Raw genomic sequence first — 13,949 nt, forward strand, 5'->3', positions numbered from 1 at the left:
TATATATAATAAGGTATAACTCTTCCACCTCGGGACAAGAGGTAGAGAAAGCATTCTTTGGTATTCCCTCAATGGGGAGCACCTCGTGACATGTAGAGAAAGAAATAACATTATATATTAATTTTTTAAAAGAGAGAGAGATTTATGGAAAAAAGACTCATGACAGTAGCCGCAGCCATAGCCGTTAGTACGAGCATGGCGTTTGCGCAAAGTCAAGTTTCCGGTACTGTTGTCTCTGCAGAAGATGGAGAGCCTATCATTGGCGCATCTATCAAGGTGGCAGGCACCAATACTGGTACAGTTACTGATGTGGATGGTAAATTCTCTTTAAATGTAGCTAAAAATGCTATCTTGGAGATTACTTACATTGGTATGAACAAGAAGGAAGTCAAGGCGACTCCTAACATGAAAATTTCTATGGAATCAGATGCTCACAATCTTGATGAAGTCATGGTTGTAGCATACGGTAAGGCTAAGAAATCTTCATTTACAGGTTCTGCTGCAGTCTTGAAGAATGAGAAGATCGCAGACCGACAGGTAACAAACATCACACAGGCTTTGAGTGGTGAAATCGCTGGTGTTCAGGTTACTCAGCCTAGTGGTAAGCCTGGTGAAGCATCAACAATCCGTGTACGTGGTATTGGTTCTTGGTCTTCTAGCAACTCACCTCTTTATGTTATCGATGGTGTTCCTTACGATGGTAATATATCTGCATTGAATACAGCGGATATTGAAAGCACAACCGTGTTGAAGGATGCAGCATCTAATGCTCTTTATGGTGCTCGTGGTGCCAATGGTGTTGTTTTGATTACAACTAAAAAGGGCCGTTCACGTGAAGCAGAAATCAATGTTGATGTCCGTTTAGGAAGTTCTTCTCGTGCATTGCCAAACTATGATGTCATCAAGAATCCTGGTACATATTACGAGAAGGCATATACTGCTATCTACAATAGTGTATATGGCACAGCTAATTATCCTACAAATGAAGCTGCTAATGCTTATGCCAATGCAGTCTTGCCAACAACTGGAAATGGTGGTGTTGGCTATAATATTTTCACTGTACCAAGTGGTGAGAATCTTATTGGATTGGATGGAAAGTTGAATCCAAATGCGACACTTGGCTATAGCGATGGTAACTATACATATAGACCAGACAACTGGTTTGACGAAGTGTTCAATGGAGGCAATCTCCGTCAAGAGTACAATGCTAACATCTCTGGTGCGACAGACAAGGTCAATTATTTCGTATCAGGCGGATACTTGAAGGATGAAGGTATTGTGAAGAATACAGGCTTCGAGCGTTATAGTTCACGTGCTAAGGTTGATTATCAAGCAAAGTCTTGGCTCAAATTGTCAACCAATCTTGCTTACACTCACTATGATAGCAATTATTCTGTAACTAACAAGGATGATTACAATGCTTCTTCAAGTGCAAATATTTTCTATGTTGCCAACTTCATGGCTCCTATCTATCCACTTTACATCCGTGATGCTCAAGGTAATATCATGACAGATAGTCGTGGCTTTACTATGTATGATTATGGAGATGCTAAGGGATTGAGTGGCTATAAGTATAAGCGTAATTTTATGGGTGGTAGCAACCCTGCTTCATCAGGTCAGTTGGACAAAAACTCATACGTAGCAGATGTATTCAGTGGACGTTGGTCTGCCGAGGTCAACTTGTATGATGGTTTGAAGTTTACCTACAATCTTGGTTTGGATATTGATAATACTGTCCAAAGTGTACTTTATAATGCTTTCTATGGTCAGTACTCTTCACAAGGTGGTGTGGTTCAGAAGCAAACAGAACGCACTTCTGCCATTAACAACCAGCAATTGTTGACATACGTTCATGATTTTGGTAAGCACAACATCGACTTACTTCTTGGTCATGAGACTTACAAATGGAAAGATACAGGTTTGTGGGGTAGCAAAAATAAATTGTATAACCCTGGCATTATTGAAATCGACAATGCTATTCTGTCACCACAAACAGGCTCTAGCTCAGATGAATATTCTACAGAAGGTTGGTTGGCACGTGCTCAGTATTCATACGATGACAAGTATATTGCCAGTGCCTCTTATCGTCGTGATGCTTCTTCTCGTTTTGCAAAAGATAGTAGATGGGGTAATTTTGGTAGCTTTGGTGCCGCATGGGTTCTTACCAAGGAAGACTTCATGGCAAATACCAAGAGTTGGCTTAACTTCTTGAAGTATAAGATTAGCTACGGTATTCAGGGTAATGATGCTTTGATGACCCAAGATGGCAAATATTTGAATCAGTATCCTTATCGCGACATTTATAAGGTATCTAATAATAGTGGAGACTTCGCTGTAAGTTTGTATCGCAAGGGAAACAAGGATATTACTTGGGAAACTTCATACTCATTTAATACTGGTTTTGATTTCAATCTTTGGAATGGAAAGTTGAGTGGTAGTGTTGAGTACTACAACCGCTTGACCAAGAACCTTCTTTACTATATGCCAGTGGCAGTATCTAATGGTTACTCTGTATATCCAACCAATATGGGTAAGGTTCGCAACAGTGGAATAGAGATTGACTTGAACTCTACAGTATATAAGACCAAGGATATTCAAATCGACTTGTACGCAAATGCCACCACATGGAAGAACAAGATCATCAAATTGGACGAGTCTTTGAAGGGTCAGATGATTGATGGTAGCCGCATCTATAAAGAAGGTGAGTCTATGTATCAATACTATATGAGAAGTTATGCAGGTGTATATAATGGTGACGAGACAGAATTGGCACCAGGTGCAAGTGCAGAACTTGGTGAGGCTCTTTACTACATTGATGTCAAGGATGAGAATGGCAATGTAACCCGTAAGAAGACTAGCAGTTGGAGTAGCGCAGACCGTTACGCACAAGGCGATTGCTTACCATCTGTATATGGTGGTTTCGGAGTTAGAGTAGCAGCTTATGGTGTTGACTTCTCTATTGCTGCCGCTTATCAGTTGGGTGGCAAGGCATGGGACTATGGTTATCAACTCTTGATGCATGGTGGTTCTGCAACAGACGCTGGTACAGGTTGGAGCAAGGATATTGATAAAGCTTGGACTCCAGAGAACACAAATACTAACGTTCCTCGCTTGAACTCTAATGATCAATATACAAACGCAACATCAGATCGTTGGTTGACAAGTTCAGACTATTTGAGTTTGACAAACCTTTCTTTGGGTTATTCTTTCCCTAAGAGTTTGTTGAATAAGATTAAGTTAAATGGTCTTCGTGTTTATTTCACTGCCGACAACGTAGCTTTGTTTGCAAAGCGTAAGGGATTTGACCCAAGACAGTCGTTCGGTCAATCTACCAATATGCAGTATTCTGCTGTTCGTACAATCTCTGGTGGTATCAGTGTTAAGTTCTAATATAATAGATTGAGACAATGAAAATGAATAATAGATATTTTGTGGCACTTCTCGGTAGTGCCATGTTGCTGACAACAAGTTGTTCTGATTTGGATACCAATCCTAGTGGAAGTACAATGAGCGATGGTCAATTGAATGAGGTGTTGGCGCAAGACCAAAGCAAACTGAAGTCTGAGGTTTCTGGTATGTATGCCAACATGATTGAGTGCGAAGCTATCACACAATGGTATGGTTCGGCTCGTCACTATGACTTCGGTTATGCTTCTACAATGATGATGATGGATGCCTCAGGACAAGATGAACCTTCTCAGGTGTCTGGTTACAACTGGTATAACAAACCTTTGCGTTTCGTTGATAGAACTGCAAACAGTGAGACTACATATTTTATTTGGAACCAATGCTACAAGAACATCAAGGCTGCTAATGACGTATTGAAGTCTGTAGATTTGGAGAATCTTTCTGATGTGGCAAAATCTTACGTAGGTCAGGCTTATGCCATGCGTGCTTTTGAGTATTTCACATTGATTCAGCTTTACCAATTCTCATATAAGGGACATGAAGATGCAGCTGGTGTGCCTATCGTAACTGAGAAGACAGCAGAGGCAGAGGCAAACAATCCTCGTGCAGCAGTAAAGGATGTCTATAAGCAAATTATGGATGACTTGAATACTGCTATTGATTACTTGACTGACTCACGTTCTGCAAAATCTGAGATTAATCGTCAGGTAGCATATGGATTACGCGCTCGTGTTAATTTGGTTATGCAAAATTGGTCTGACGCAGCGGCAGATGCCCAAAAGGCAGCAGAAGGCTATACTCCTCTTTCAAAAGATGCAGCAGCTGCACCTGGTTTCAATGATGTAAGTGCATCCAACTGGATTTGGGGTAATATCGTTGATGAGTCTAATGATATCGTACAGTCTGGTATCTTGAATTTCCCTTCTATGATGTGCTCATTTACAGGCAATGGCTATTCACCAACATACGCTTGCCGAATGATAAACAGTAAGTTGTGGAAAGAGATTCCTTCTACAGACGTTCGCAAGGGATGGTGGATTGATGAGAACTTGAACTCACCAATTGTCAATCCAAAATATGTGGTTCATCAAGAAGATGAGGACGAGGACGGAAATGTCGTAAAATACCTCGCTGTATATAATCAGACAGGTGATGAGGTTGCTGACATCACAGAACCTTATACCAATGTAAAGTTTGGTGCATACAAGAATCAGTATGGTAATGAGCTGAATGCTTGTGATATTCCATTGATGCGTGTAGAGGAAATGATTCTCATCCAAGCTGAGGCTACTGCAATGGGTGGTAATGTAGAAGAAGGCAAACGAATTTTGGAGAACTTCGTCAGAACATATCGTGACCCTTCTTATACTTGCAATGCAACTACTGCAGAAGGTGTGCAAGATGCAGTTTGGTTCCAAAGAAGAGTTGAGTTGTGGGGTGAGGGATTCTCTTTCACAGATTTGCTCCGCTTAAAGAAACCTTTGGATCGTACAGGTGCTAATTATGAAGTTTCTGTAAGATTTAACTTGCCAGCAGAATCTCCTATATTCTTGTACTTGATTCCTGAAGATGAGGAAAATCATAATGAAGCATTGGTAGGCAACAACAATCCAGTTGTAGCAGTACCGAAGGCTCAATAAAGAGTATTTATTAAAGTGTGCTCACTTACTACTCGTATGAGTGTGTAGTGAGCACATTTTTTATTCATAGAAATAATCGATTATGCCACAAAAAAGATTTTATTTGCCTACGTGGCAAGGAAGACTCTGGTAAGACGGCCTCAATCAGAGAGTGCTACTAATTAATGACAGGAAAAAAACAACCTTTAAAGTCAAAGTTGCATCCTTGCCGCCCCATCACTGGTCAGACAAGGAAGCGACTTGCCTTTTATAATCCTCATTCTCAAATATTTTTCAATAATTCCTTGGAGCTTTCAGAAGAAAAGCGTATTTTTGCATAAGATTAGCGAGGGTGCGGCATTTTGAGAGTAACTTTCATTGTGTTAGCAACATAATCGATATAGAAGATAAATGTTGAAACATTAAAACAAGGAGGTAGAATATGGATTTATTTGATAGCAAAAGACAAGAAAGATTAGAGGCAGCAAGAAAGGCTTCTACTGCCAGTAAAGAAGCAGCACGTGCCTTTTTAATTAGGGCAGGAATTCTTTTACCTAATGGTGAAGTTGCACCACATTTGAGATAAAGGTATGGATAAGTCTTTATATTCAAGGCGCTCCAACCTAGTAATTGGATTTCATGGTTGCGACAAAACTGTTGTTGATGCCGTAGTTGCTGGAAAGACCGATCTTCTTTCCAGTACTAATGACTATGACTGGTTAGGTAATGGCATTTACTTTTGGGAGAATAATGAGGAACGAGCTTGGCAATGGGCTAAAGATTTAGCAAAAAGAAAGAACTCACAAATCAAAGTGCCTGCAGTTGTTGGTGCAATTATTGACTTGGGATATTGCTTTGACTTAACAGATAGCACATATCTTCAGGAATTGAAGGCTGCTTATGAGGCTATGGTTACTGTCTATAAAGAATCAGGGATTGAATTACCGAAGAATACATCTATCGGAAATTCTACAGATTTGTTGATTAGAAAATTGGATTGTGCTGTTGTACAAACAGCTTTAACATACAATCAGGATGCCAATGCCCATCCTTACGATTCTGTAAAAGGTGTATTTTGGGAAGGACAGGAACTATATCCTAATGCAGGATTCAGAGAAAAGAATCATATTCAGATTTGTGTCTGCAATCCAAATTGCATCAAGGGTTATTTCCTTCCTAGAGGAATCAATCAAGATTATCCAAACCCATAATATAATAAGGTGTATCCTTCTTGCTCCTCATCGGGCATTCAGGATACACCTTTTTTTCTTTTAATATATAGAGGATATTACATATCTTCCAATGATAAGCAGCCCAGACGAATTTCCAGTTTCTTTAATTCAGGATATACTTGGAGCATATAGTCCACCTTCTGTTTCAAGAGACTTTCGTCATAACGGAATTTATCCTTTTTTACCTCATAGATGTCAATAATTCCATCTATTTCATTTATTGCAACGATATCTATCTCATTTCCTCCCTTTCTATCCCAAAACTGACCTATCTGGGTGTATTGTTGGCTTTCGCTCAGTTTCTGGCGGAAATAGCGTTCAAGCATAAAACCCTCTACCGTGGATATATCACGCATAATGATACGATGCAATTGATTCAATGCGCCACTCTCTATGAAATTCTGGTATTTATAGAAGAAGCGAAACCAGAAGATGAGAAAATTGTCACTCAGGATATATCTTACACTCTTGCTCTTTGGCTTGGAGAAGATTGGGACATGGCGTTCTATCAGATTGTAGTGAGATTTCAAACGTTCCAGATATCCACCCACTTCCTTGATTCCTGTCAAAGCCTCAATCTGGGCACGAGTTACCTCACCACAGGCGATACAAGAGAGTATGGAGAAATAATTGGCATAATCCGTACCAAATTCCTCTATCAAGATATTCTTTCCTTCGTTGATGAAAGGCGAGTTTTCTTCAGTCTGCATATTGAGCATTTTCTGAGAGGTTGTCTTTCCATTGCTCATGAAGAGATTGACATACCATGCAACCCCATTGCTCAGCGTATAGAGAGTAAGCAAGTCGCTTGCTGTATAGTTAGGATTGAAGTCATGTAAAATCTCTTTGAGCACATCTGTATCGAAAGCTCGTAGATTGATGATACGATTGGCACGAGAGAACAATGGCTCTTTACTATCTTCAAAGATGCGGTGCATCAGTGAGTAGATAGAACCACTGATAATGAGATTCATCTTACTCTTACTTTTTGCCAAATCCCATTCTCTCTGCATCTCGCTAAAGATGGATGGATTGATACGTAGCCAATCCTGAAACTCGTCGATAACCAGTGTAAACGGATGGCTTTGGGAGATAAAGAGGAGTTGGTGAAACAGCTCGGCGAATGACGAATAATTGCCTAATGGCATATCTAATTTGCGTTCTGCCTCTTCCTTGAAATCTTGGCATAGCATATTTTCAGACTTTCTTGCCACAAAGAAATATAGAAGAGAACCTTCATGTCCACATCTTAGTGCTAACTCGGTTTTGCCGATACGGCGTCTTCCTACCAGTACCGTCATCTGTGCTTCTTGCTGGCTCTTTGTATAGATGTCAGCAAAGAGTGCCAGTTCTTTTGTTCTATCATAAAACTTCATATCTCATTTTTAATATTATTATCGTAACCGCCATTACCGTAATGCCGATTACTATTCTGCGCAAATGTACGATTTTCTATTGGATTATACAAAGATTAAGAACTTTATTTTGAATAGTTTAACAAAAAGGCAATTACCATCAGTATCGGGCATTCAGGATACACCTTTTTCCTTTTTTGCTTTTTCTTTTCTACTGCGGAAGACGCATTTTTCAAAATAAGTCGTCTCCTGTAATCTGTCTGTTGATCTTTCTTGCATACATATTATTATATAGGCCATGAGGTGTGACAAATGTAGGAATGAGCGTTTTCGTTGTCTTCGTCCCACTTTTTTCAAAATAAGTCGTCTCCAGTTACCTGTCTGTTGATTTTTCTTGCATACATATTATTATATAGACCATGTGGTGTGACAAATGTAGGAATGAGCGTTTTCGTTGTCTTCGTCACTTTCTTGAAAATCTTCAGACGATGTGCCAGATGGGCATCGTATGCCTTGGTTATTTCATATTCCCCATTGCAAAATTTCATCTCGCAGATAGAGATAGATTTGTCCGAGCGGTCTATCAGCAGATCTATCTGTGTTCCTCGTTTCAGATCTTCGTCTGCCTCATCATCTGCCATAACTTTGGCGGTAGGTCGGTAAGACCATGAACAAGGGGTGTTGATGCAGCCGTCTATGCCTAAAGCTTTGATAATTTCATTGATATGGTGAAGGCATACGATTTCAAAGGCATGACCGCACCATGATTCATACTCTGCAGTGGTTTGCATCTTGACCCAATAGTTGTCGAGGAATGAACCTTTGTTGTGCATGAATTTGAAATAAAACAGGCAATAAGGATCTATCAGCTGATACATCATATCTTTCTTCGACTTGCCGAAAGGAGTATAACTGCGGATGAAATCACATTGCTCAAGTTCTTTAAGTATCTGGCTGAACCTTCCGTTGTTAGCAAGTCCTGTAGCGTCCAGCAGGTCTTGTCGGGTCATTCCTTTGCCTTTGTTCTTTAGGGCTGTAACTATGGCAAGATGATTGTCGGCTTTCTTGAAGAGCGAACTGAACAGGCGGTCAAACTCTTCGGTGAGTTCGCCGCCACGTGTAAAGCAAAGTTGTTGGATATTCTGTGCCACACTTTTGTTGTTTTCGAAAAGAGACAGGTAATATGCTACACCGCCCATCGCCATATAGCACTCGATGATTTCCGGGCGTTCATAATAAAAACCCTGTGCTTTGAAATACTCTTCTACCTCATGCAGCTTGAAGGGAGATAACAGAATGTTGTGAGTGATGCGATTATGGAGCCCTCCGCGTGAATTAATAACCTGATTGAGCATCCAGGTGGTAGCACTTCCACAGGCTATCAGTTTGATGTCGCTTCGGTAGGATGCCCAGTCGTTCCAGAAATGTTCCAGGGCGCTGATGAAGTGGGAGGCATACGTGTCGAACCAAGGAAGTTCATCGAAGAAGATGATTTTTGTTCCTTCTGGCATCTTTTCCAATGCTTTTTGGAGAAGCCGGAATGCTTCCGGCCAATTAGCTGCATCTGTTTCTATGCCTAACTGGTCGTTAAGTGCAAAACTGAAACTCGCAAGCTGCTCCTTGGTTGTTACATTGTCTTTGCCTGTGATGCGGAATGTAAATCGGTTTTCGAACAGTTCTTTTACCAGAAAAGTCTTGCCTACACGTCGTCTGCCATAGATGGCTACAAATTCTGATTTGCGGCTTGAAATATAGTTTTCAAGCTTTTCAATCTCTTGTTCTCTGCCTATAATATTCTCCTTCATATTTATCTCATATTAGTGAAACCTGTCGCAAAGTTACAAAAAATACGAGATTACGACAACTTTTAAACGAGAAATCTGTCGTAATCTCACTTTTTTGTTGAGATTACGACAGATTTTCGTAAAATTCTCATTCATTACTTATCTACTGTGTGGAAGATATCTGATTATTTTAATGTTATTTTTATCTAATTTACAGGAAAGATGTAAGTTTTTTGTTTAACTTTGTGCCCAAAACCATTGAAATCAATAAATTATGTTGAAATTACTTTTAAGGTTATGGTGGTTGCAGCAACGTCGTAACTTTCATAAGAGAGATGCTTTTGTTGCCTCCTATATCATCTTTCTATATGTGGTGATGGGAGTTAGTTTCTTTCTTAGTTTCACCGAAAATGGAGGAGATTTGGAAGGGAAAGACTTGCCGGCCTTGTTGGGGGCTGGTATGGTTGTCGGTTTTCTGATTCCTGATATGATTATGAAAATGGTGATGAAACGGGATATTACTGCGATGGATGATTACGTGAAATCTCGTCCAGTGCCAGAGAAAATCTGGAATAAATTCCTTCTTACCACCAATCTTATGAGTTTCTGGAACTATGTGCTGCCATTGCTCACGCTTCCTGTTTTTTTCTATGTGCTGTCTGCGGCTCAGGCAGTCGCAAGTTTTTTCCTTTTCCTTGCGTTTTCTTATATCGATGGCATCTATATCACTTGTTATCGTAAGGCTACGGAGTGGATGCTCAAATGGCCCTTGATATTGGGATGGATGGGAATGTTTGCCGTGCTCATAGGGTATATGTTTGTGGCTTCTTTCTTCCCGGTATGGATGGGATGGATAGGTCTCTTCTTCCTTGCTGGAGCGGTATTCACCGGACTTACCGCCTATCTCTGTCACGAAAAGATTTATAACGAGCAGAAACAGAAGGTTTCCAAGTTCCGTGGATTCAGTCATGTCAACCTCTTCAGTCTGCAATATATCGGCACGTTGAGAGCAAAGCGTGTCCGTACGATGGTGATTCTGATTACCGCCATCTTCCTTTTCGATGCCTATCTCTTTGCCTTGCTTCCAGCAGAAGCGGGACAGGAAATGGGGGATAAGGTGGCTATGACTACCCTCTATGTGGCGGGTGCCATCCTGCTGCCATCGGTGGTGTTGTCGCAATGGACCTTTGGTATTGAGGCAAACTTCTTCCATGGTTTGATGACCAAGCCAGTAAAGGTGAAGCAGATGCTGCAGAATTGCTTCTATTATTATATGGTAGTGAGTGCGATTGCCTTGCTGCTCACCCTTCCGTTCCTTTTCCTGCAGGCAGGAATCGGAATCCAGGTGCTTATCAGCGGTTTCTGTCTGGCGGTATTCATCAATCTCTTCAATCTGCCTACAGCACTCTTCTCTTCCCGTCTGGAGATATTCCAGACTTCCATGTTCAGCATGCAGGGAGCGAATCTAAAGATTAATCTTTATGCCATCGCCTTCCTCTTCCCGCTGGCTGGCGTCTGTGCTGTCTATCATTTCTTCGGCGAGACGGCATGGTGCATCACCTGCGTAGCGCTGGCAGTCTTCAGCATCGCCATCCACAAATGGTTCATCGCCAAGATTGCTGCCATCTTCGAGAAGAACAAGTATAAGCGCATGGAGAAGTTCATGAGTTAAGTTAAGAGTGAAGTTAAGTGAAGAGTGAAGAACGAAGAGTGAAGAATTCAATAGTTTTACTAATCATAAAGTTCAATGTTCAAAATTCAAAGTAATATGATTAAGATACAGAATCTCAAGAAGATATATAATGGCAATACCGTACTCGATATTGATAATCTGAGTGTTGCAAAGGGCGAACTGATAGGACTCGTAGGTAATAATGGTGCGGGCAAGACCACCTTGCTCCGCTTGGTTCTTGACTTGATTCAGGCAGATGAGGGCTTCGTAGAAAGCAACGGACAGAAGGTGAACGAGAGTGAAACCTGGAAGGAATATACCGGCAGTTATATCGACGGCAGATTCCTCATCGACTTCCTCACCCCTGAGGAATACTTCGATTTCATCGCTGATGTCTATAACATCGACGATAAAACCTTGCAGGAGCGCCTGGCGCAGTTTGAGGGCTTTATGCACGATGAAATCATGGGAACCAAGAAGTATCTCCGTGATTTCTCTCAGGGCAACCGACAGAAGATTGGTATCATCGGAGCGATGATCATCAATCCGAAGGTTCTTCTCCTGGATGAGCCTTTCAACTATCTTGACCCTTCTTCTCAGATGACTATCGCCCACATGATTCAGCGCATCTGCAAGGAGCAGGGCACTACGGTCATCATCTCCAGCCATAACCTCAACTTTGTTGTCGACATCTCCTCACGTATTCTTCTCTTGGAGAAAGGAAAGTTAGTGAAGGATCTTCCTAATTCCGATGGTGCAGCCATCGCTGAACTCAATGAGTATTTCGGTATTCAGGCAGAATAAACTTTTTCCGTTAATATTATACAAATTCCATGATATGATTTGTATAATTATCGGTAAATGCTTACCTTTGCACTCAAACGAAGAAAAAAGAATCAATGAGCAAAGGAAAATTAGCTAAGTTTGCGGATATGGAGCGTTTCGAGAACGTATTTCAGTATCCATATAGTGTAGTAGATGACGTGCCTTTCGATATGAAGGGCAAGTGGCGTGAGATGTATTTCCACAATGACAATCCTATCGTACTGGAGTTGGGATGCGGCAAGGGTGAATATACCGTGGAACTTGCCAAACTCTATCCTGAAATGAACTTCATCGGTGTGGATATTAAGGGCGCACGAATGTGGACCGGTGCCAAGAAAGCGATAGAGGAAGGACAGAAGAACGTGGCTTTCCTCCGTACCAACATTGAAATTATCGACCGCTTCTTTGCCGAGGATGAGGTGCAGGAAATCTGGCTCACCTTCTCTGATCCGCAGATGAAGAACCCTCGCAAGCGTCTTACATCTACTTACTTCATGAACCGTTATCGTCACTTCCTCGTGGATGGCGGCATCATTCATTTGAAAACAGATTCCAACTTCCTCTTCACTTATACTACTTATATGGTGGATGGCAACCATCTGCCTGTGCTCTTCCGCACCGAGGATCTCTATCATCAGGAGGGTATCGATGAGGAAACCCGTAAGATTCTTTCCATCCAGACCTATTATGAGAGTATGTGGATAGAGCGTGGTTTGAATATCAAATATCAGAAGTTCGCCTTGCCACGTGAAGGTGAGTTGGTAGAACCTGATATCGAGATTCCGCTGGATGATTATCGCAGTTATCGCCGTGATAAGCGAAGCTCAAAGGATACAGCGAAGTAAGTTATCGCAATATATATTTAAAAGCGCTCAATAGTTGGTATGCGGTCGAGCATCTGCTGTTGGGCGTTTTTTCTTGCCGTTATCGGCAAAAAAGAGGGATGGTAATCGCTTTTTTCGTTTTTTCCTTGCCGTTATCGGCAAAAAGTGTTATATTTGCAGTCTAAATACAAACGTAAACTTGCCGATAATTTATGGATTATATATCAGTGAAAGAGTTTGCGCAGAAGTATGGGGTATCAGAACGAACTGCGCGTAATTATTGTGCTTCCGGGAAAATTGAGGGAGTAGTGTTGGTCGGAAAGACCTGGAATATTCCTGCCGATGCAACCTTGCCTATGCGTAAATCCAAGAAGCAACAGGTTTCTCCACTTCTTTCTATCCTTCGGGAACAGAAGAATATGAAGCTGAAAGGAGGCATTTATCATCGTACTCAAATAGACTTAACCTATAATTCCAATCATATCGAAGGAAGCAGGTTGTCGCATGAGCAGACCCGTTTTATATTTGAAACTAATACGATAGGTATTACAGACCAAAGTGTAAGGGTGGATGATATCATTGAGACAACCAATCACTTCAGGTGTATCGATTTGATTATCGATCAGGCTGATGAGAAGTTGACCGAAGACTTCATCAAGAAACTTCATCTTATCCTCAAGTCAGGAACTTCTGATAGCACCAAAGATTGGTTTATGGTGGGAGATTACAAACGCTTTCCAAATGAAGTGGGGGGAATAGAAACTTGTGAACCGAAAATGGTACACAAGGAGATGGTACGATTGCTGAAGGAGTATAATGCCAAGAAAGAAAAAACGTTGGAGGATATTATCGATTTCCATCAGCGCTTTGAGTCTATTCATCCTTTCCAAGACGGTAATGGAAGAGTGGGGCGATTGATCATGTTCAAGGAATGCCTAAGCAATGGTATCGTTCCGTTCATCATCACAGATGAGTTGAAGATGTTTTATTATAGAGGATTGCACGAATGGAATCACATTAAAGGTTATCTGATGGATACTTGTCTTACTGCACAGGACTTCTATAAGCGTCTGCTCGATTACTTCCAGATTAAATATCAGGACTAGTCTTAGGTTAGGGATATGTATAGTATGTTATGTTCTTCCTATGCCTTTTGTTAAATCCGGGAATAATCTTGTTGAATTCAAGAAAAAAGAGGGTGTGTCATAATTCCATGACGCACCCTCCGAT

10 protein-coding genes are annotated in these 13,949 nt (G+C 41.1%); 8 read left to right on the forward strand and 2 right to left on the reverse strand.

Features of this window, described 5'->3' with window-relative positions:
• Positions 1 to 144 precede the first annotated feature (144 nt).
• The 4 genes from DW917_RS03675 (at position 145) to DW917_RS03685 (ending at position 6,238) form a co-directional block, all read left to right on the forward strand.
• Entirely contained in the window at positions 145 to 3,390 is a 3,246-nt protein-coding gene (locus DW917_RS03675; protein WP_118116587.1) for a TonB-dependent receptor, read from the forward strand.
• 17 nt (positions 3,391 to 3,407) lie between these two features.
• Complete coding sequence (locus tag DW917_RS03680) at positions 3,408 to 5,048, forward strand: RagB/SusD family nutrient uptake outer membrane protein (RefSeq protein ID WP_118116589.1); 1,641 nt, start codon at positions 3,408 to 3,410, stop codon at positions 5,046 to 5,048.
• 421 nt (positions 5,049 to 5,469) lie between these two features.
• On the forward strand, positions 5,470 to 5,613 hold the full coding sequence (locus tag DW917_RS17165; protein ID WP_006847677.1) for a hypothetical protein: 144 nt from the start codon (positions 5,470 to 5,472) through the stop codon (positions 5,611 to 5,613).
• Between the two features lie 4 nt (positions 5,614 to 5,617).
• Complete coding sequence (locus DW917_RS03685) at positions 5,618 to 6,238, forward strand: hypothetical protein (RefSeq protein WP_118116591.1); 621 nt, start codon at positions 5,618 to 5,620, stop codon at positions 6,236 to 6,238.
• A gap of 77 nt (positions 6,239 to 6,315) precedes the next feature.
• On the opposite strand, the gene DW917_RS03690 is transcribed toward DW917_RS03685, so the two are convergent.
• Together DW917_RS03690 and DW917_RS03695 are read right to left on the reverse strand one after the other, a co-directional pair.
• Positions 6,316 to 7,635, reverse strand: coding sequence for a DUF234 domain-containing protein (locus tag DW917_RS03690; RefSeq protein WP_118116593.1), 1,320 nt, complete (start codon positions 7,633 to 7,635; stop codon positions 6,316 to 6,318).
• 332 nt (positions 7,636 to 7,967) lie between these two features.
• Positions 7,968 to 9,419 carry an ATP-binding protein gene (locus DW917_RS03695; protein ID WP_118116595.1) on the reverse strand — a complete coding sequence of 484 codons (1,452 nt, stop codon included), beginning with the start codon at positions 9,417 to 9,419 and terminating at the stop codon, positions 7,968 to 7,970.
• Between the two features lie 253 nt (positions 9,420 to 9,672).
• On the opposite strand from DW917_RS03695, the gene DW917_RS03700 reads away from it, so the two are divergent.
• The 4 genes from DW917_RS03700 to DW917_RS03715 all read left to right on the forward strand — a co-directional run bounded on the left by DW917_RS03700 (position 9,673) and on the right by DW917_RS03715 (position 13,825).
• The gene (locus DW917_RS03700) at positions 9,673 to 11,070 is read left to right on the forward strand and encodes a DUF5687 family protein (protein WP_147344112.1); all 1,398 of its coding nucleotides are present in this window, start codon (positions 9,673 to 9,675) and stop codon (positions 11,068 to 11,070) included.
• A gap of 96 nt (positions 11,071 to 11,166) precedes the next feature.
• The gene (locus DW917_RS03705; RefSeq protein ID WP_118116609.1) at positions 11,167 to 11,874 is read left to right on the forward strand and encodes an ABC transporter ATP-binding protein; all 708 of its coding nucleotides are present in this window, start codon (positions 11,167 to 11,169) and stop codon (positions 11,872 to 11,874) included.
• Between the two features lie 95 nt (positions 11,875 to 11,969).
• Positions 11,970 to 12,740: a tRNA (guanosine(46)-N7)-methyltransferase TrmB gene (gene trmB, locus DW917_RS03710; protein WP_022121261.1), complete on the forward strand. Its 771-nt coding sequence runs from the start codon at positions 11,970 to 11,972 to the stop codon at positions 12,738 to 12,740.
• Positions 12,741 to 12,931: 191 nt separating this feature from the next.
• Positions 12,932 to 13,825 (forward strand): DNA-binding protein, encoded by an 894-nt coding sequence (locus tag DW917_RS03715; protein WP_118116599.1) that lies wholly within the window; start codon positions 12,932 to 12,934, stop codon positions 13,823 to 13,825.
• Positions 13,826 to 13,949: the final 124 nt, after the last annotated feature.

This window comes from Prevotella sp. AM42-24, assembly GCF_003461825.1.
Lineage (GTDB): Bacteria > Bacteroidota > Bacteroidia > Bacteroidales > Bacteroidaceae > Prevotella > Prevotella hominis.